This window comes from Nitrospina sp. P1_D6, from assembly GCF_052156615.1.
Taxonomy (GTDB): domain Bacteria; phylum Nitrospinota; class Nitrospinia; order Nitrospinales; family Nitrospinaceae; genus Nitrospina.
The window spans coordinates 134,059-153,012 of record NZ_JBQKUN010000002.1 but is presented as its reverse complement, the minus strand read 5'-3'; the positions used below and the strand labels follow the sequence as shown (position 1 = coordinate 153,012).

Here is an 18,954-nt window from a genome sequence, read left to right as displayed (position 1 = left end):
GGCGCCACCGTGTGGTGTTTCTCTTTCAGGTGTGCTCATGAAACTGTTGGCCTTCCCTTCCATTTTATTGACGGGACTTTTTGTTTTCTCCGGCATCTTGCCGGAGGTCGCCTCCGCCGGTGGTGGGAGTGCGGGGTTTCATTCCTCGTTCAACCGGAGTTCAGGATTCAAAAGCCGCATCGGTTCCAAATTCCAGTCCAGTATTCAACGTCGCATCCGCACCCAGCAGGGATTCCGCGACGGGAGGACTTCGTCGTTTCGCGGTTCCCGCAGGCAGGGCGTGTCTCCGCTTCGCCGGAAGTTTCTGTTCGGTCCCAATGAACTGCGCAACCGCCTGGACGAAAACTCACTGAAAATTCAAAATGACGTGATCCGGGATGGGCAGGGTTTTCGTCCGCGCCACCCCGGTTTCAAAATCAAACCGCGCGACACCCGGCGACAAGGCAATAAAGGGGTTCGCGGGCCGGGATTTCGTCGTCGGCATCCCGGACCGTCGCCGTTTTCCCTTCAGCCGTTCCAGCGGCACGGATTCGGGGGACCTTTTCCGTTCGTCGGACCGTTCCAGCCGTTCGTGTTTTCTCCGGGATTTGGCGTTCTGCGGTTTCCGCTGGGCCCCACCACCAACATCACCGCGTTTCCCGGGCGCAGCGATTTTTCCGAGCGCATCCTGGACCGGACGCAGGGCATCGGGTTTAAAACCCGGCTCCGCGATCAGACTGTGTGGCACATTCTGGAGCCGGATGATTTTGCGGCGGATGAAGACCCGCAATCGAGTAGCAAGAAACGCCGTTCCCATCACCACCTGAAACGCATGAAGAACGGCCAAAAAGTGTTTTCCGATTTCGGCGGACGCGTGATCGGGGAAACGCAAACGGATTCCGAGGCTCCGCCTTCCCCCTTTTCCCTGCGCTGACCGTAACTGTTCTGCAGGCGCGTGTGCGGGTGGGGCCAGGGAAACCCTTCCGCCGGAGGCGACCGGATGGCCAGGTGTCCTGTTCTCCCACACCCTGAAATTCGGGGTTGGCAGCGATGCATCCTTCTGATGCTTTGCCTGGCGGTTGCCGCCGGGTGCAGCCGCACCCGGATCGCCTACAATTTTTCCGACTGGTTTCTCGTCCACCGCATCGACCATTACTTCGATCTCACCCGCGAGCAGGAGCGGTTTCTCGACCAACGTGTCGCCGCTTTGCAGGCGTGGCACCGCAAACAGGAACTGCCGCGCCTTGTCGCCGCCCTGGACGAACTCGACCGGCGTTACGCCGACGGCTTGAGCGCGGATGACGCCGATTGGATCTGGCATCAGCAGGGGGCCTTCTGGGACCGGTTGATCGCCCGCGGCCTGCCGGACTTTTCACGTTTTCTCGCCACCCTTGACGGTGATCAGATTCGCCATCTGGAAGGGCGTTTTAAAAATGATGGAGGCTGGCTGGTGAAACAGGCGGGATTGGACTCCCGCGAACTGAAACACGATCACCGCGAGTGGGTGCTGGAGGTGTTCGACGACTGGTACGGCGGGTTGACGGAGAAACAGGTCACCCACATTTCGCATTGGTTGCGTGCCGATCATGACTGGGTGCAGCTTCGGCTTAAAAACCGCAACCGGTTCCAGCTGGATTTTCTGAATCTCGTCCGGCAAGGAGGGTCGGCGGAGTTTTACCATGCCCGCCTGTTGCAGTGGCTCCGTCATCCGGAAACCCACTGGGTTGCCCGGTTCGAGGCCGGGCTGAAGGATCGTCACCGTTACTGGAAGGATTTGATCGTGCGCGTGGATGCGGAGATGGCCCCCGTCCAGAGACAGCACGCCCGCCAGCGCATGCAGGGTTACCGCGACGACTTCGCGGCCCTCACCGAAACCGGCTGACGCACGCCGTTGAAATACCGCAACGCGTCATCCCCGGACGGCAGAAAAGCCTTCCACCCCCAATCCACTGCTCTGGTATTGGATCTGGATGGGGCGGCAACAGACCTCACAGTCCTCGATGTAGGTCTGGGCCGGAACCGAAAGGTCCACCAGCATGGAAATCTCCTCGCCGCACCAGGGGCATTCAAAAAAGTATTCCTCTTCCATTTCAAGCATCCCGTTTGAAGCACAGGTTGTAAAACATCCATTGATAACCCGCTGACAATTTATTGTCAAAATGGACCCTGCAGCCAACCTGCGCCAGAGCGAAATACCGAGACAGAAGAAAAACAGGCGGGCCGTGTCGGTGGTGGTCTTACAAGCGAATCCTTTTAATAAAGGAAAAAACAAGTACTTTAATTCCGATCTCCATAATTTGACGTTAAAAAATTAGTGCAATTACGGAAATTGGACAAACCATGTGCACAAAGAAATAATCAGCCCGAAATTTGGAACAGTATATAAGTAATTGAAAAATAAGGATTTTATGAAATTTAGAACTCAAATTTGTCACTGGTGACACATTTTTGTATTCGGAAATCGGGAAATCTGATCCGGGAGAACCTTTTAATTTTTTATTAAATTATTGAAAAAAAAGCCGTTAAGTATCTTGTGGCAGGAATGGCACGACTGTTGCTTATAACAAATTGAAGTCAGTAAAGTGATTACACATAGGGGGCAGGACCCGCAGTCGGGCCTGGTTCAGGTAACAACGAACCCGGAATACAGGGGGTGAAGGAGGTAACCATGATTTACGAAGTGAAAATTATCAAACCGGATGGAAGTTTGAAAGAGGTCATTTCTTCAGATCGTCTCGAAAAGATGTACTGGGAAACGTTCTACAAGAATGAGGATAACATCGGGCTGGTGACGGCGCCTAAAGCCCAGGTCCCTTCCTGGGTGAAGCAGCGCCTGGACCTGAACTATCCGGACCCCGTCAATTCGGGAAGCTGAAAAACAGAAAACAGCGAAGCCGCAGGCTTCGTGCGGGTTGCCAAGGACAGGTCCCGTGTATTCCAGGATTCTTTTCCCTTCCATACCTTAGTCAGGGAAGGCCGGATGTTTACGGCCAGGGAAAGGGTCGCCGGTCCCCGCCGGCGTGGTTTACCTGAAAGGAAACCCGGGCTGGAACGATTTCCGGCCCGGGTTTCTTTTTGCCCTCCGTTATTCTTCTCATCCAGTGCTTTCCATTTTTGTCTTTCTTCGCGTCGATTCAGTGTTAGAGTAAACGCTTTCACATTGAAACCGGAAAGCTCATGTCCCGATCGCAGACAGGCATTGTTTCAACCCCCGCCCGGCACTCGTGCGTTTTGATTTATGAAGTGGTGGATCTGCCGATGAACGCGATGAGCGTCGGCCAGTTCTCGGTGATGGTGCCGGGGTTCGTGTCGGACGTATTGAAAAAGTATCCGGGGGAAAAGATCGCCTGCGTGGTCGGTTTCGGCCCGATGTTCTGGTTGCTGGCCTGGCATGGCAAAAAACCGCGCCGGTTGCGTCCGTTTGAAACGCTGGAAGCGGAGGGCCGCGAGTTTCCCGCCACCGAGGGCGACCTTCTTTTTTACCTTCACGCCAACCAGATCGAATGCCTGCGTGACATGGTGGGGTACATCGACGAAAACCTTCAGGGGCTGGTCCAGCCCATCGACCGCTTCTGGGGCCAATCCCCCGCCATCACCTTTGCGGAACAGGAAACCGCCGCTCCGGATGGAGTGCCGGAGTCGGTGTTCATCGACACGCACGAGGCGGATTTTTTTCGTGGCAGCTTTGTGCTGGTGCAGAATTTCCGTCACGCTCCGGACGAGACCGTGGAGGTGGCCGTGCCCCTTAAGGAAGCCGCACGGCAACTGGGACGGGAGGAGCACCTGCTCATCCATTCCCTTCCATACCGGGAACAGGAGGAGGCCGGGACGCTGACCATGCTATTTCACAGCGACCCGGATGCGGTGGACACCGTGCTTGAGAAATCTCTCGAGATGGCACCCGGCCGGGACGGGGTGCACTGGTCGGATCGCCTGCGTCCGGTGTCCGGTGCCCGGTTTTTCGTGCCGTCGATCGATGTGCTCACCGGCCTCCGCATGGGCGGCATCCGGATGAACCGTTTCTCCCCCACGCGCCAGTATTCCTGATAGGCACATCCCCCTCCGAGGGCAATCATCCGGTTACAGGTGTTGATGGCCTCACCCAATTTGTTACAATGCACCCTTTATCAGGATAATCGGAGCCTATGAACGAAGAAGCCCCCACCAACGAACCGCCTGCGGTCAACCCGGAAATCGAAGCCCTCAAACAACAGGTTGAGGCGAGTCCCGATGAACCGGGCCTGCTGATCAAGCTCGGCCAGGCCTGGATGAAGGACCTGAACGGCGAGGAGGCGTTGAAGGTGTTCCGTAAGGCGGCGCAGCTCGACCCCGAAAATCCCCGGGTCCACTTCTGGCTGGCCAAGGCGTTTGACGCCCTCAACCGTTGTGAGGAAATGATCGACGCCTTCCGTGAAGCCGCGTACCTGGATCCGGAATGGGCGGAGGCGCAGTACAACCTGGGGCTGGCGCACATGGTAGTCGGCGAATACGACGAGGCGGGCGAGGCGTTCATGAAAGCCGTCGAGATCCAGTCGGATTACGCCGAAGCGCACCGCGTGTTGAGCGTGGTGTTGGCCATTCAGGGCCAGAAGGAAGCGTCCCAGCACCACAAACAGGAAGCCGCCCGCCTGAACCCCGAATTCCGCTGATTTCTTTTTTCCCTCACGTGCTGGCGAAGAGCCCCATTTTTTTGGAGAGGACCTCCCGCGCCATTTTCAGGGCCGCGTCGTGTGGGTACTGTTTGCGCTCGCGCACGCGTTTGAGCAGCGCGGTGGTGTTGCGGTAAACGGATTTGCGGATGGCCTCGAACGCCTGGTCCTCCGTCTTGCCTTCATATTCCGCCGCCGCGCAGATGACCCCGCCGCTGTTGGCGATGATGTCCGGGATCACCATGATGCCGCGGTCATGCAGCACGCGCGCCGCCTCGTGCGTGATGGGAATGTTCGCGCCCTCGAGCACCAGCCGGGTCTTGAGCAGGTGCTGGTTGGCTTCGGTGAACACATCCGGCCGCGCCGCCGGAACAAAGATGTCGCTTTCCACTTCCAGCACCTGGTCGCGCTCCACGGGCTGGCCCAAATGAGTGGCGCGGTCCAGGTTTCGGGACTGCACCCAGCGGATCAACCCCGGGATGTCCAGTCCATCCTCATTGTGCAACCCGCCATCCGAATCGTTGACCGCAATCACTTTCGATCCGCGCTCCAGAAGGGATTTTGCGGCCGCCCGGCCCACGTTGCCAAACCCCTGGATAACCACGCGTGCGTTTTCCAGAGGCAACTGCATCCATTCACTCGCCGCATCCGCCGCCACGGCCACACCAAAGCCCGTCGCACCCAACTCATCCAGCGGCAGGCCGCCTTTCGTATAGGGAAGGCCGACGGCACGGCCGGATTCTTCGTGAACCCAGGCCATGCATTGTTCGTCGGTGCCCATGTCCGGGCCGGGAATGTATTCTTTCAGGTCACGGATGGCGCGTGCGTAGTCGCGCACCCAGGTTTCTTTCAGATCGCTTCGCGGATCGCCGACAATGGCGGACTTGCCTCCACCGTACGGCAAGCCGTTGACCGCGTTCTTCAGCGTCATGGCCCGCGCCAGCCGGAACACCTCGCGCGTGGAGACGTCGGGTGCCATGCGGCATCCCCCAATGGCGGTCGGACCCATAGCAAGATTGTCGACCACCACAATGGCGCGGAGCTGGGACTTGGGTTCATAAATATGCAGGATTTTAATGGGACCGATGTCGTCGGCGAAATTGTCCACGTATTGAGTGCTCATACAGGACCCCTTTCCGTTGTAGTGGTTGAAAGCGGGGCGGGCATTTCATTTTTATTTGCACCCTGTATGGGGTGAGACGTGCCCGGAGTCGATGTCTTACAGGTTTCGAACCTCCAAGTGATCTGCGGTATGAGTGGGCTGTTTCAGGCTCCACGATAAGATTGATTTTGCATTTAAAATCAATCTTGTCCACACTGTTCAATATGATCACCCCGGCCCTGGTTTGCCATAAAATCGGCACCCAAAAACCAAAAAAAGAAGCCCAAATTGAAATTCAGATTTTGACTGACGGGGAGCTTTGGTTTCCCTGAAGGGGAAGGTGTTTTTTCGGTAGACTTGGTCAAGGGTGGGATCGATTGGACGGTGCGAGTGTAAACTCTTTTTTTTTATAGGTTTGATTGTTGACAGTCCTATAAATTTTAATAAAATCTAAATTGAACCGACTCCGTATGAATCTCTTGGTTGGAATGCTTTCCATGACGTGATTCCACCTGACGGGGAATCTTTGCCTGCAGGGCCTGTCTTCAAGCAAGGGAGCCTCAGGACGGGATCCCCCGGCCTTCCTTGGGATCAGATACAGGAAAGGAACTGTGAATGGCCAGTAAAGGCGTTGCCCAAACGCTCCAGGAAGTACTGAACAACCTTCAGACTCAATTGAAGGAAAAAACCGCCCAGCTGAACGCGGCGAAAAAGAAAATCGCCGAACTCCAGAAAGGTGGGGCGACGGAGGACCTCACTCCTCTCCTGCAAGCGGAAAAAGAGAAACGCCTCAAATTGGAAAAAGCCCTGGAGGATGCGAACCAGAAGGCCGCCGAGCTTGAGAAGAAAGTGTCTGAAGGCGCCGCGGCCGGCATTTCCAGCGGAGCCGAACTCAACCAGGAAATCGAAAAGCGCACCCGGGCCGAACAGGAACTGCTGAGCAAAACACAGGAAGTGCTCGACCTGAAGCAGAAGGTCCTGGATGAGCAGGCCCTGCGCCAGAAAGCCGAGACCGCCTTGCAGCAGGCCCCCGCCGCTTCCTCAGGCGGGATTCCGGAATCCCAGTACCAGCTGGAAGTGCAAAAACGCGAAGGCCTGGAAGCGCAGGTCAAGGATCTTCAAACCCGTCTCGAGGAGGCGCAGAAGGCCGCCTCTTCCGCCCCAAACTCAGATGCGCTGCAACGTGAACTGGATTTGGTGAAGAAGTCCGAGGAACTGGCGAAAATGGAAAAAGCCAACCTCGAGACCAAACTCCAACAGACCGAAGCCAAACTTCAGGAAGCACTTCAGCGTCCTGCTGATACCGGCGAATCCGATACGCTCAAGCAGGAGCTCCAGGCCGCCAAGTCAGAACTGGAATCCCTCCGCGAATCCGAACAGGAGCTCCGCGACAGCGAACAGGCTCTGCAGGATGAAAAGCTCGCCCTCCAGAACGAGTCGATCAATCTTCAAACTCAGATCAGCGATCTCGAATCCCAACTGGAGAATGCGCAGCGGCAGTCTACCCAGGGCTCGGAAGAGGTGGAATCCCTGCAAAAGGAAATCGAGCTCACCAAAAAAGCCGAGGAGCTTCTGAAAACGGAAAAGGATTACCTGGCCGGACAGTTGAAGGAGTTGCAGGCCAGTCTGGAGCAGGCCAACCAGTCCAGCGGGGAAAGCGATGCCTTGAAACAGGAAGTCGCCGCACTCAAGGAGTCGGAGCAGGCCCTCACGGCGGAAAAAACATCACTCGAGCAGCAGTTGAAGGATGCGTATACAAAGGTGGATGAGGCTCTGAAGCAGGCCGCCACGGGGTCCGGCAAATCCGAATCGCTGGAACAGGAACTGGTTCAACTGCGAGAAGGCAAGGAACAATTGCGGCAGGAAAAAGCCGAGTTGGAAAAACTTCTCAATGCCGCCAAGGCCAAGATCAAGGAAGTGGAACAGAAGGCCACCGATACGAAGGAACTCGAGGCATTGAAGAAGGAACTCGAGCAGGCCAAAAAGAACGAGGAACTGCACAAAAAGCAGACCGAAAATCTGGAAGGCCAGTTGCGCAAATACCAGGACGACCTGCAGCATTTGCGGTCCGGCATTCAGATGGAGTCCGAAGCCCGGGCCAAGGCGGAAGCGGAGGTGCGGGCGATCCAGTCGCAGATCAGCGCTGCCGCGGCGGTGTCTTCGGAACCAGCCGCTGCGCCTCCGCCGCAAAAACAGTCGGCTCCGGCACGCCCTGCGAGTCCACCGCCGGGACGTCCTGCGCCGGCGGGAGGCGGGGGACAGGATGAGCGCGAGATCGAACGCTTGAAACAAATGATCAAGCAGAAACCCCGCGACCCGAAACTGCATGCTCAATTGGGCAAACTGTTTTCAGACCGCAAACGGTATCAGGAAGCGGTGGAGCCTCTCACGCAGGCGGTGCGGCTGAACCCGCGCGACGCACAGATCTGTTACCAATTGGGCAACACGCAATATCGGCTGGACCATTACCAGGAGGCGCTCGACGCTTTCAACAAAGCGGTGCGTGCCAATCCGAAATACGCGGAAGCGCATTTCTTCCTGTGCACGCTCAACGAACTGGTCGGCAACGAAGACGTGGCGCAACGCCACTATCAGAAAGCCATCAAACTCGATCCCGACATCGAAAACAAAATGGGCATGATCTGATTCCTTGATCCTGTCTCCCATTTCATTTTTCCCCTCCCCTCAAAATTCCGGAATCTCGTGCACCATCTGCACCGCCTTGATGTGCGCGTACACCTTTTGTCCGGGTTTCAGGTTCAAACGCGCCAGCGATTTTTTCGTGATGGTGGCGAGCACGGGTTGACCGACATCCAGCCGGATATCCACCGCATGCGCCGCACCCCCGCCTTCCAGGATTTCCAGCACCGTCGCCTCCAGGATGTTGAGCACGCTGGTCTGAATGGTCGCCGGGCTGACCACGATACTGATGTCGCGGGCCAGCACATGCAGGCGGAGGGGGCGTCCCGGTGTCGCGTTCTGCCGTGGGAGATACAGGTGCTGGCCACCGTAACTGACGCGCGTCAACGCGAATGCATCGTCATGGTCCACAACCGTTGTGTCCAGCAGCGTGCCCGCCAGCCCGGGATCGATGCGTTCTTCCGCGGGCAGGGTCTGTAGCACCCGGTTCGCCGCATCGCAGGCGACCACCCGTCCCTCTTTCAGCAACACCAGGGTATCCACCAACTGCATTATTTCCTCCAGCGAATGGCTGACGTACACAATGGGCAGGCCCAGTTCCGTGCGCAGTTTCAAAAGATAGGGAAGGATTTCCATTTTGCGCGCGGTGTCCAGGTTGGCCAGCGGTTCGTCCATCAGCAAAAGGCGCGGACTGGTCAGCAGGGCCCGGCCAATGGCGACGCGTTGCTGTTCGCCACCGGAAAGATGCGCGGGCCGGCGGTCCAGCAGGGGGCCGATCTCCAGCAGGGAAACGATATGGTCGAAGTCGACCTTTCGTTCATTTTCCGCTATTCGCCGGTAACCGTACTGCAGGTTGGATTGAACGCTCAGGTGCGGAAACAGCCGCGCGTCCTGAAAGACCAGGCCGATGGCACGCTGATGGACCGGACGGAAGAGACCCCTGGATTCGTCCTGCCACACATCGTCGCCCACCGAAAAAAAACCGGAAGGCGATCTTGTGAGTCCCGCCATGCAGCGGAGAAGCGTGGTCTTGCCGCTTCCCGACCGGCCGAAGATCACGGTCACCCCGCGTGCCGGCACATCCACTTCGGCATCGAGGGTGAACCCGGGGTACGGAACCTGAAAGTGTGCGGTGAGGCGGGTCATGAAACGTGCAGAGGAAGGCGGCGGTTGAAAGTGTAGACGATCAACAGCACCGCAAAGGAAAATATCAGCAGACCGCCCGACAGCAGGTGGGCCTGCGTGTATTCGAGCACTTCCACGTGATCGTAAATGGCGATGGAGAGGACTTTCGTTTTGCCCGGAATATTGCCTCCCACCATCAGCACCACGCCGAACTCACCCAGGGTGTGCGCGAACCCCAGCACGATGGCGGTGATGTAACCGCGAAGGGCCAGAGGCGAAGCAACGGTGAAAAACGCATCCCACCTGGAGGCACGCAGCGCCCACGCCGCTTCGAGATAGGGCCTGCCAATCGACTCAAACGCGCCCTGCAAAGGTTGCACGACAAAGGGCAGGGAATACAGGGTGGAGGCGAGGACCAGGCCCGGAAAGGTGAAGGCCAGGGAGGAGCCGGTCCATTTTTGGAGGGGGCCGCCGATGATGCCGTTCGCGCCGAGGGCGATCAACAGGTAAAAACCCAGCACCGTCGGCGGCAACACGAGCGGCAGGGCGACCACCGCCTCGATCCATACCTTCCAGCGCGACTTGGTTTGCGACAACCACCAGGCCACGGGCGTGCCTACCAGTAACAGCAACAGCACCGTCGTGCCGGCCAGCTGGAGAGTGAGAACGACGGGTTGCCAGTCGAGGGCGCTTTCCATTTTTGAATTCCTTTCAATTCAATCCGTATCGTAACCAAAGGCCCGAATCTGTTTTTTCGTGGCCGGGGATTTCAAAAACTCGAGCAACGCTTTCGCGGCGGCGTTCTGGATTCCTTTTTCCAAAAGAGCCGTATCCTGGTTGATGGGATTGTGGAAGGACTGCGGCACATCCCAGCGGCTTCCCTGTTTTGCGGGGGGAAGCGCCAGCACCTGCGACAAGGCCACGAAACCGAATTCCGCGTTGCCGCTCGCCGCAAACTGAAACGTCTGCGCCACGTTCTCCCCGCGCACGAGGCGTTGCTGCAACGCTGCCCACAGGCCGAGTTTCTGCAGGGTGGATTGCGCCGCCTGGCCGTAGGGTGCGGTCTTCGGGTTGGCAACCGCAAGGTGGCGGAACTTGCCGGTTTTCAGTACCCCGGCTCCATCTTTGCGGATGGAGCCGGGGTCGGCGCTCCACAACACAAGCTTTCCCCGCGCATACGTGAAGCGCGATCCCGGTGAGGCGAGCTGTTCGTCCTCCAGCAGGCGAGGACGTTCGGAGTCCGCAGCCAGAAAAACGTGAAACGGTGCCCCGTTTTTGATCTGGGCATACAGCTTGCCGGTGCTTCCCGATACGATGCGCGCCGTGTGCCCCGTCTCGGCTTCGAACTGGCGGGCAATGTGTTTGAGCGGGCCCAGAAAATTGGATGCCACAGCAACGGTCACCGTTTCCGCGCCGGACAGGGAGGGAAACCCAAACATTGCCATCACGCCCAACACAGTTGTCCACTTCCACATGCGAGCGGTCCCTTTTATGTTGTTGAAGAAAATTCTGTGCGGTCCGGTTCGTTATATATCATAAAACATATCGAAGTGTCAATCGGTGCTTTTCTTTTCTCTTGTTCGCGGGGGGAGGGAGGCGGTGAAGCCTGTCGGAAGAAACTTTTAAAACCGTTGCAATGGCAAATTCGGAACGCTACCATATGAACCATGGAAAAGAATTTCGAACCCCTGAAAGAACGATTGCGGGAAATCAATGGCCGGCTGGATCCTGATGAGCAGGCCTATTTCAGTCCATTGATCGAAAATTTCACCGGCGGTTTGTCCGAGTTTCAACGCATCATGCGTGATCTGGGCAAATTCGGCGAGAAAATCGGCGACGGCTCCAAGTTCGGCATCTACCGGGAAATCCAGCACCTTTATGACCAGGGCAACCGCGGAAGCTGAGCGAACCATGGAGGACGCCGCCGTTCATTTGAAAGTCGAGGGGCGCGTGCAGGGCGTGTTTTTCCGCGCCAACACGGAGAAGGTGGCGAAGGAATTGGGCGTCACCGGGTGGGTTCGCAACCTCGACGACGGTTCGGTTGAAATCCGGGCTGAAGGTGGCCGCGACCGCCTCGAGAGCCTGATCGACTGGTGCCGCAAGGGCCCCGCCATGGCGGACGTCAGGCAAGTTGACGTGAAGTGGATTTCCGCCGAAGGCATGACATCGTTCACCATCCGCTGATTCCTGCCGTGATCGAACTCATAGACCTCGTTAAAACCTACCGCGACGTTCATGCCGTGAAGGGGGTCAACCTCAAGGTACCTCCGGGCGAGTTCTTCGGTTTCCTTGGCCCCAACGGTGCCGGCAAAACCACTACCATTAAAATGCTGGTCGGCCTGTTGAAACCCACCAGCGGTTCGGTGGTCATCGGCGGCTACGACGTGTCCAAAGACCCCCTGCGCGCCAAGTCCATTTTCGGCTACATTCCAGACCGCCCGTTCATTTACGAAAAACTCACCGGCCGCGAGTACCTGATGTTCATTGCGAAGCTGTACGGTGTGGACATGAAGGTCGCTGAGGAACGTGCCGACGAGTTTTTGTCGTTCTTCGATCTCATGGATGCGGAAAACGCGCTCATCGATGGTTATTCCCACGGAATGAAACAGAAACTCATCATCTCCGCCGCGTTGTTGCACGAGCCCAGGGTGCTCATCGTGGACGAACCGATGGTGGGCCTCGATCCCAAGGGCGCCCGCCAGGTGAAGCAGTTGTTCACCGACCTGTGCCAACGGGGAGCGGCGGTGTTCATGTCCACGCACTCGCTGGGCATCGCCCAGGCCATGTGCCACCGCATCGGCATCATTCAGAAGGGGGAGGTCATCGCCCTCGGGTCGATGGAGGAACTCCGCCGCATGGCGAAGAAAGACCAGGAGCACCTGGAACTGGAGGACATTTTCCTGGAGCTCACCGGGGATACCAACCTGGAGCGGCTCGGCGTTTCCATGGAACACCCGGCGGCGTGATCATTCGTGCGGGGACTCCGGCGGTTTTTGCAGGACTCCTTCCACCTCGACTTCCTGTTCGTTGCGCATCAGGTGAACGCGCACGGTTTCACCGAAGTCGTGTTTCTGCAGGCGGGACGACAGCTCCTCCGTATCCACCACACGTGACCCGTTCAGTTTCTGGATGAGGTCGTCCTTGCGGATACCCATACGCTCTGCGTTGGAGTTGGGCATGACGCGGATCACATGCAGGCCATCGTCCCGGTCTTCCAGGTACACCCCGAGGCGAATGCGCATGGGCGACGGCACCACGTAATCCAGCTTCCACGCAAAGTCGCCGCTGTAGAGCGGGATCCCCACCGATTCAAACTTCATTTCGCGGTTCTTGAGGTCGTCCGGAATGTCCGTCACCGTGGGCAACACGATGGAGTAGGCGTGCGGGACGCGGCGAAAGGCCCGCTTGGGAATGCCGTAACCGTACTGAACATGAAAGCCCCCGGCCAGCACCACCAGCTTGTGGTCCGGGTAGCGGTCGTCGCCCAGAAACTCGGCCACCGTCTCTGCCATGCTTTCTTCCCAAAGCAAGAGCATCTGGTAGGGATGGAACCCCTCGGTGGAATGCGAATCGTGACCCCCGAACAGCGCCATGGAAAAGGCGCGGTGGTAGGGGTCGCTCTCATCGATGTCCGGCAGGCCGGGTTGGTGCAGGCCGCCTTCACGCAGGCGTTGTTCCGTAACCTCGCTTGATTTCAAACCGACCAGGGGGATGCGGTTGGCTTCCAGGAAGTCGAAGATCGGCTTGTAGAGTTGAATGCCCATTCCCCAGTTTTCACGGAACAGTTTGCGGAATTGACGTGGGGTGAGTTTTCCTTCATGCCAGAGGTCGAGTTGACCTTGTGCCGAACGGCGGAACATTTCCATGCCGACGGCTACTTTTCCGGGATAACGGCGGTGCAGGTCACGGATGACTTCCAACTGCACGCGGTGGGCTTCCAGGTTGTCGTGGGTTTCCCCTACGTATATGACACGTGAGTTGGAAATGGTGTGCATCATCTGGTCCGGGGTGACCACGATGCCGGTGGGCAGATGCAGGATCTGGCCGGTTTCCAGCTCGCCCAGATTGCGGTAGGGGGACCCGTTGTTTGGAACGGCGAACTCCACGGCGAGTCCCCAGCCGGGAAACCCTAATATCAAAAAAAACAAAGCGATTGTGAGCGTGCGTGAATGGGTCGACATGAGCCTCTCCTGCCTTGTGGGTGGTTTTCCTGGTTCCAGAATTACCAGACCGGGCGCCTCAAAAACAAGTCCAAAAGGTCTTGAAAACGGAAGATTCCAATCAATAGCGCTTGACTTCCCTCCGGCATTTTTTGATAATTACATCTCTAAAAATAAAGACCCCTACGTACAAATTCCACTTATTCTGGGAGGTTGGTTTTTTTGCTGGAAGTCGTTGTCCATCAGAATCAGGTCGATAAAGCATTGAAAGCCTTGAAGCGCCAAATGACCAAGGAAGGTTTGCTGAAAGAACTGAAGCGGCGCCGGTTTTACGAAAAACCCTCAGTCAAGAAAAAGCGCAAACAGAAAGAAGCAAAGAAAAAGCGCAAATCCGCACAGCGAAGGGGTTATTCCTGATCAGTCGATCGGGTTTACGATAGATTTAAAAAGGGTTGATACTTCCGGTATCAGCCCTTTTTCTGTTTGGAAGGGGGTGCGGCACGTCGTTGCCGCAGGATTTCGTAAAACAGGATGGCTCCCGCCGCCGAAGCGTTCAACGATCCCAGCTGACCGTCCATGGGAATGGCGACGATGAAATCGCAGGCCTTGCGCGTGGACAGGCGCAGGCCCTTGCCCTCGCCGCCGATCACCAGTGCAACGGGCATGTCGAATTCGAACCGGTCGCAGGTGCGGTTGCCCTCCATGTCCACCCCGACGATCCAGAACCCCGCCTCCTTGAGTGCCGCGATGCCGTTGTTCAGGTTGGTCACCACGCTCACCGGAAGGTGCTCAATGGCACCGGCGGAGCACCGGGCCACGGTTTCATTCAACGGCACCGCACGGTGTCGTGGCACCACTATTCCCTGCATGCCGAGCACGTAGGCCGAGCGGATCAGCGCGCCCAAATTCTGCGGGTCCTGAATGCCGTCGAGAAGGACCACCACCGGTCGCTCCGTCACCTTGAGCGCCCGTTCCATCAATTCGCGCAGCCCCAGGGTCGGTACCGGTGCGAAAAATCCCACCACCCCCTGCTGCCCCTGCTCCCCAAAGCGTTTGCGGAAGGCGTCTCGCGGCAGAGATTCGATTCGGATTTTGCGGCTTTTGGCGAGAGATTGTATGTCGCGCAGGCGGGCGGGATTTTTGTCCTTTTCAAGGACGATTTTATAGCAGTGCCGGGCACCTGTTTCCAGCGCCTGGCGTACCGGATGCACGCCGTAAACGCATTCCTGACTGGTTTGATCGGACATGGGGGCGATGGCAGGCGGGGCGGCGTCTTCCCTACCCCGGGGATGCACAGGGTTGCAATCTTGGAGGCACACCGTCTTCGAATGCGTTACACTGAGGTTCGGGGACCCGTTCCCACCTGACTGGATAGTCGTTTAAAAACAAGCGGTCGTCCACGTATTCTTACCATGCCCTTTTCCAAAAAGAAACTCTTTCTTCGGTTACTGGTTGCGGTGCTGCTTCTGTGCGTTGGAGTGGGTGCATTGCTTTACCTCCGCCTCAGCGATGAAGAGACGGTGAAGGGCATGGTCATCGCCGAACTGGAGTATCTGGTGGGCCAGCCCGTGACGCTGGAATCGGTGAAAGTGGATATTGAGGAAGACGGGCTGGGCCTGCGTCTCAACCGGCTGAGGCTGCTCAACACCGACGCGCCTGAAATCGGCGGGCAACCGCAGATTGAATTTTCCGCTCAATCGGTGTGGATCGGTTTCCGCATCCTTCCTTTCCTTTCCAAACAGCAGGTGTCCATTCACAGCGTCGAGGTCGAGGGTGCGGACATTCAACTGGTGCGCGACCGGGAAGGCCGCCTGCCGTTTTCGAAATCAGTTTCCTCCGACTCCACCCAGGGACAGAACGCAGCCCCATCCATGTTGTGGATGAGCACGATCCGCAGCATCGAAATGGAACAGAGCACACTGCGCTGGATCGATCATTCGGTTCCGGACAGCGAGGGGTCGCCCTCCAGAGTCACTTTGCATTCTGTAAACCTGGCGTTGTCCCGGCCTCTTTTGGCGGCGAAGGTGAAGTTGAAAATGGAGGCGGCCTGGTCCCCGCACAAATTGAACGAACCGGATCTCTCTCTGGAAGGGGAAGTCGATTTCGCCGGGGGTTTCGATAATCTGGGGGCATTGCATTATTCCGGCCGTTTGCAGGCCGACCGGTTGCGAAGTGAGCGGCTCAGGCCCTATTGGGAGCAGGCTCTGAAATTCGAAATGCGCCCCGCCATTCTGCGCCTGCGATCCAACTTTTCCGGCACCTGGGGAACGATTCTGGAAGCATCGGGCACGCTGGAACACCAGTTCGACTCGGGGGATGAAACGCCCTCACTGACAACGGCGGATGCACCCCCTGCCGGAGGGTTTGAATACGACGTGGTGTGGACGCCCGGGGCGCTGGAAGTGCGCCAGGCCGGGTACACCATGGGTGATTTCCGGTTTCAGGTGCAGGGAGCCCTCACCCCGTTTCCTGCGGCGGATCCCGGGATGGCCTTTCGGATGCGCGCTTCCCCCTTGTCTCCGGCTCAGCTGGACGAAACGTTTCCGTTTCACCTCATCCCGCAGGAGGTGCGTTCGTCTGCGCTTCGCTACTGGAAATCCGGGCAGATAGAAGTGGAATCGGCGGCGTTTCGCGGGGGATGGAACGAGTTGCAGCAAATCCTGGCCGGCACCCTGTCCGGTAAACTCTCGGTGATCGTGAACCTGGACAACGTGAATGGAGATGGCGAACTTGCCCCTTTCAAGGCGGTGACGGGAAGGCTGGAATACGATGAAGGCCGTGCCATGGTGAAGCTGGAGCGGGCCCGGTGGAAAAAAGTGACACTTACCAACATCGACAGCGTGATCCGCGACTTCACCACCGAACCGCACATGAAAACCCAATTGGAAGCGCATGCGAAAATCGACGACCTGGTCGCGTTGGCCCGTACGCTGGAAGATGCGGGGAGCCTGAAAAAAGCGTTGCAGTCGATCCAGCAGGCCAGCGGGGAAAGCGAAACGCAGTTGACCCTGTCGGGTCCCCTGTTGTCACCGGCTCAATGGGCGGTCCAGGGAGAGAGCCGGGTGCGGGAGGCTTCGTTCCAGGCCGGAAGCATGATGTCTCCCTTTCAGAAAATTGAGGGAACGGTCGCATTCCAGAATGCGTTGGCCGGTGAAAGCCAGGCCACCCGGTGGACATTGCGGTTTGTGGATTTTTCGGCGGAATGCCGCAACCACCGTTTTCATGATGTTTCCGGGATCACGCATCTTTCTGCCGGTGCGGTGAAGACCGAGCTCACGGCGCAGGTGGACCTCGGGGCGTTGCAGTCGAAACAGTTCATTCCTGCGACGGCGGTTTCCGGAAGTTTCGGCCGCCTCCTTAGCAAAATGGAAGTATCGGATGGGACATTGAACATCGAGTATCGCGAGGAGCGGTTTGCCGACCCGAAAAAACAAACCAGGATGAGCGGCACGGTGCGTTTCGACAATGTGTCGTTTCTCTACCGTGACCGGTTTCGTCCCTTACGGAAGGTGACCGGATCGCTTTCCTTTGACGGGCATAAAGTTTCGTTTGAGACCAGCGAAGCACGCTATGGGGATTCCGGTATCCGGCTGCAGGGAACATTTTTTAATCCCGGAGAACCCAAGGCGGAACTGGTGCTCAAGGCGACGGCTTCCGATTTCCAGAAACAGGATTTCATCGATGTTCCCTTTCTGGAAACACTTCCGTACGAAGGGGTGGTTCAGGTGGAGTCCGTTCTGCACTGGACGAAGCGGTCGGTTACATTGAAGAGTTCCATCGATCTCACGGGAGCGTCGTATTCATACCGGGACCTGCTTGCCAAACCTGAAGCGGTTCCCAATACCATCGAAACGGTGATGGTGTTTTCCGACCAGGATGGAATCGACTTCAAAACGCTGGCGGTTGGGTTGAACGGAAACCGGGTTTCCGGCACCGCCACCCTCGTTCTTGAAGACCCCACCCGGTTCGAGTTCAAGCTGGGAGCCAGCGGTTTCGAGGTAGCCTCCCTTTCTCCCTACATCAAACCCCTGCGCGGTGCCCGCGCCGGAGTTCTGGACTTCGACATTTCGGGAAAGGGGTTGCTGGACCAGCCGGAATCGGCAAATTACCAGGGCCGGATCGAATTGCGCGAGGTCCGGTTTGCTCCCGAACAGGTACCCATGCCGGTGTGGGTGAATGGGGAACTGTTCTTTGCCAACCGCGTGGTGAAGGTGACGAAGGGCAGGGTGACTCTCGGCAAAACGCCCCTGACCATCGAAGGTAAACTCGTCGCCACGGAACAGCCTGAATGGGATCTGAATGTCAGTGGAAAGGCGCTGGACATGACCCAGTTCAAAAAAGAAAGCGTTCCGGATTCCTCCGAACCCACCGGAGCGATGACGGCAGGATGGACGGCGTCGCCCTGGTTCCAGCAGGGGTCGGGGTCCTTGAAAATCAACCTGGCCAGGTTGACGATCCCTCGAGCGCACTTTCACGATTTTCAGGGAACGTTCCGGTTTGAAAGAGGAACCGTGTCCACGGACACCCTGAGATGGGGTCGAAAGGGACGCGATCGATTTGATGTCAGCGCGGTTCTGAAGACGGCGCCGGAGCAGTCGCCGGAACTCTCGGCCCATATCGTTTCGACCGGGACACGGGCGGAAGGGTTTTTTAATGTGTTTGGCGGGCTGTTTGAAAACTGCCTGACTGGAACGCTGGAGCGGCTGGAAGCCCGCGTGTCTGCACGCGGCAGCAGTTTACCGGAACTCACCCGCACGCTGAACGGCACGCTGGTGCTTCGTGTCCGAAACGGGCAGATCCAGACCGGGCGCCTGCTGAACGGTACCATTCAGTTGTTCGGGTACTCGCTGGAACCGGAAAAAGCTGCCAAACGCAGAAGCGGTCCGTTCGAAGATTACAAGGTGATCAAAGGGGACTTTGCTCTCAAGGATGGAGTGGCGGTCACCGAGAATTTCATTTTCGAAAACCCAAAACAGTTGATGACCCTCGTCGGTTCCTTTGATCTGAACGCGCGCAACATGGATACTACGGTTGGGGTGGCACCGTGGCGTGCGGTGGATTCGTTCTTCAAAAAAATTCCGCTGGTCGGTAAAATCATCACCGCCGGAGAAGAGGAAAGCGTATTTAAAAGTTATTACCAAATTCGGGGACCGTTTGAAAATCCTGAGGTCAAAACGGTACCCATTACCTCTCTGGGTAAAAAAGTGGTGGGCATGTTCGGCGCCATACTGAGAACGCCGCAGTATATCCTTTCCGGAGACAAGGAACAAACAGGACAGAATTAACAACCCGATCCCGC

At 57.4% G+C, this 18,954-nt stretch carries 18 protein-coding genes; 11 read left to right on the top strand and 7 right to left on the bottom strand.

All coding sequences use genetic code 11. From position 1 onward, the window contains the following. Positions 1 to 37: 37 nt before the first annotated feature. Complete coding sequence (locus ACTRXA_RS04350; RefSeq protein WP_442425984.1) at positions 38 to 913, top strand: hypothetical protein; 876 nt, start codon at positions 38 to 40, stop codon at positions 911 to 913. A 129-nt stretch (positions 914 to 1,042) separates the two neighbouring features. Then, positions 1,043 to 1,861, top strand: coding sequence for a DUF6279 family lipoprotein (locus tag ACTRXA_RS04345; protein WP_442425983.1), 819 nt, complete (start codon positions 1,043 to 1,045; stop codon positions 1,859 to 1,861). A gap of 27 nt (positions 1,862 to 1,888) precedes the next feature. Here ACTRXA_RS04345 and ACTRXA_RS04340 read toward each other — a convergent pair whose 3' ends face one another. Beyond that, positions 1,889 to 2,068, bottom strand: a complete 180-nt coding sequence (locus ACTRXA_RS04340; RefSeq protein WP_442425982.1) for a CPXCG motif-containing cysteine-rich protein — start codon at positions 2,066 to 2,068, stop codon at positions 1,889 to 1,891. A 579-nt stretch (positions 2,069 to 2,647) separates the two neighbouring features. Between ACTRXA_RS04340 and ACTRXA_RS04335 the strand changes: the two genes are divergently transcribed. From ACTRXA_RS04335 to ACTRXA_RS04325, 3 genes are all read left to right on the top strand, one after another. After that, positions 2,648 to 2,854 (top strand): hypothetical protein, encoded by a 207-nt coding sequence (locus tag ACTRXA_RS04335; protein WP_442425981.1) that lies wholly within the window; start codon positions 2,648 to 2,650, stop codon positions 2,852 to 2,854. Between the two features lie 302 nt (positions 2,855 to 3,156). Then, positions 3,157 to 4,026 carry a Dyp-type peroxidase domain-containing protein gene (locus tag ACTRXA_RS04330; protein WP_442425980.1) on the top strand — a complete coding sequence of 290 codons (870 nt, stop codon included), beginning with the start codon at positions 3,157 to 3,159 and terminating at the stop codon, positions 4,024 to 4,026. A gap of 98 nt (positions 4,027 to 4,124) precedes the next feature. Next, a complete protein-coding gene (locus tag ACTRXA_RS04325) occupies positions 4,125 to 4,628 on the top strand; it encodes a tetratricopeptide repeat protein (protein WP_442425979.1) in 504 nt (167 codons plus the stop codon). Between the two features lie 13 nt (positions 4,629 to 4,641). On the opposite strand, the gene ACTRXA_RS04320 is transcribed toward ACTRXA_RS04325, so the two are convergent. Then, positions 4,642 to 5,751, bottom strand: coding sequence for a Glu/Leu/Phe/Val family dehydrogenase (locus ACTRXA_RS04320; protein WP_442425978.1), 1,110 nt, complete (start codon positions 5,749 to 5,751; stop codon positions 4,642 to 4,644). A gap of 594 nt (positions 5,752 to 6,345) precedes the next feature. On the opposite strand from ACTRXA_RS04320, the gene ACTRXA_RS04315 reads away from it, so the two are divergent. Continuing rightward, on the top strand, positions 6,346 to 8,376 hold the full coding sequence (locus ACTRXA_RS04315) for a tetratricopeptide repeat protein (RefSeq protein WP_442425977.1): 2,031 nt from the start codon (positions 6,346 to 6,348) through the stop codon (positions 8,374 to 8,376). 39 nt (positions 8,377 to 8,415) lie between these two features. Here ACTRXA_RS04315 and modC read toward each other — a convergent pair whose 3' ends face one another. Genes modC through modA form a run of 3 tightly spaced genes read right to left on the bottom strand, consistent with a single transcriptional unit; the run spans position 8,416 to position 10,970 of the window. Continuing rightward, on the bottom strand, positions 8,416 to 9,516 hold the full coding sequence (gene modC, locus ACTRXA_RS04310; protein ID WP_442425976.1) for a molybdenum ABC transporter ATP-binding protein: 1,101 nt from the start codon (positions 9,514 to 9,516) through the stop codon (positions 8,416 to 8,418). Beyond that, positions 9,513 to 10,193, bottom strand: coding sequence for a molybdate ABC transporter permease subunit (gene modB / locus ACTRXA_RS04305; RefSeq protein ID WP_442425975.1), 681 nt, complete (start codon positions 10,191 to 10,193; stop codon positions 9,513 to 9,515). The genes modC and modB overlap by 4 nt, the downstream gene beginning before the upstream one ends. Before the next feature lie 18 nt (positions 10,194 to 10,211). Continuing rightward, the gene (gene modA, locus ACTRXA_RS04300; RefSeq protein WP_442425974.1) at positions 10,212 to 10,970 is read right to left on the bottom strand and encodes a molybdate ABC transporter substrate-binding protein; all 759 of its coding nucleotides are present in this window, start codon (positions 10,968 to 10,970) and stop codon (positions 10,212 to 10,214) included. 192 nt (positions 10,971 to 11,162) lie between these two features. Between modA and ACTRXA_RS04295 the strand changes: the two genes are divergently transcribed. The 3 genes from ACTRXA_RS04295 to ACTRXA_RS04285 are packed head-to-tail and all read left to right on the top strand — an operon-like array spanning position 11,163 to position 12,461. Further along, positions 11,163 to 11,399: a hypothetical protein gene (locus tag ACTRXA_RS04295; protein ID WP_005005365.1), complete on the top strand. Its 237-nt coding sequence runs from the start codon at positions 11,163 to 11,165 to the stop codon at positions 11,397 to 11,399. A 7-nt stretch (positions 11,400 to 11,406) separates the two neighbouring features. Continuing rightward, a complete protein-coding gene (locus ACTRXA_RS04290; RefSeq protein ID WP_442426338.1) occupies positions 11,407 to 11,679 on the top strand; it encodes an acylphosphatase in 273 nt (90 codons plus the stop codon). Between the two features lie 8 nt (positions 11,680 to 11,687). Then, positions 11,688 to 12,461 (top strand): ABC transporter ATP-binding protein, encoded by a 774-nt coding sequence (locus tag ACTRXA_RS04285; protein WP_442425973.1) that lies wholly within the window; start codon positions 11,688 to 11,690, stop codon positions 12,459 to 12,461. Here ACTRXA_RS04285 and ACTRXA_RS04280 read toward each other — a convergent pair whose 3' ends face one another. Next, on the bottom strand, positions 12,462 to 13,676 hold the full coding sequence (locus tag ACTRXA_RS04280) for a ChaN family lipoprotein (protein ID WP_442425972.1): 1,215 nt from the start codon (positions 13,674 to 13,676) through the stop codon (positions 12,462 to 12,464). Between the two features lie 204 nt (positions 13,677 to 13,880). Between ACTRXA_RS04280 and rpsU the strand changes: the two genes are divergently transcribed. Then, a complete protein-coding gene (rpsU, locus tag ACTRXA_RS04275; RefSeq protein ID WP_042251552.1) occupies positions 13,881 to 14,072 on the top strand; it encodes a 30S ribosomal protein S21 in 192 nt (63 codons plus the stop codon). 50 nt (positions 14,073 to 14,122) lie between these two features. Here rpsU and rlmB read toward each other — a convergent pair whose 3' ends face one another. Then, positions 14,123 to 14,902 (bottom strand): 23S rRNA (guanosine(2251)-2'-O)-methyltransferase RlmB, encoded by a 780-nt coding sequence (gene rlmB / locus ACTRXA_RS04270; protein WP_442425971.1) that lies wholly within the window; start codon positions 14,900 to 14,902, stop codon positions 14,123 to 14,125. A gap of 165 nt (positions 14,903 to 15,067) precedes the next feature. Between rlmB and ACTRXA_RS04265 the strand changes: the two genes are divergently transcribed. After that, a complete protein-coding gene (locus ACTRXA_RS04265) occupies positions 15,068 to 18,940 on the top strand; it encodes an AsmA family protein (RefSeq protein WP_442425970.1) in 3,873 nt (1,290 codons plus the stop codon). Positions 18,941 to 18,954 lie beyond the last annotated feature (14 nt).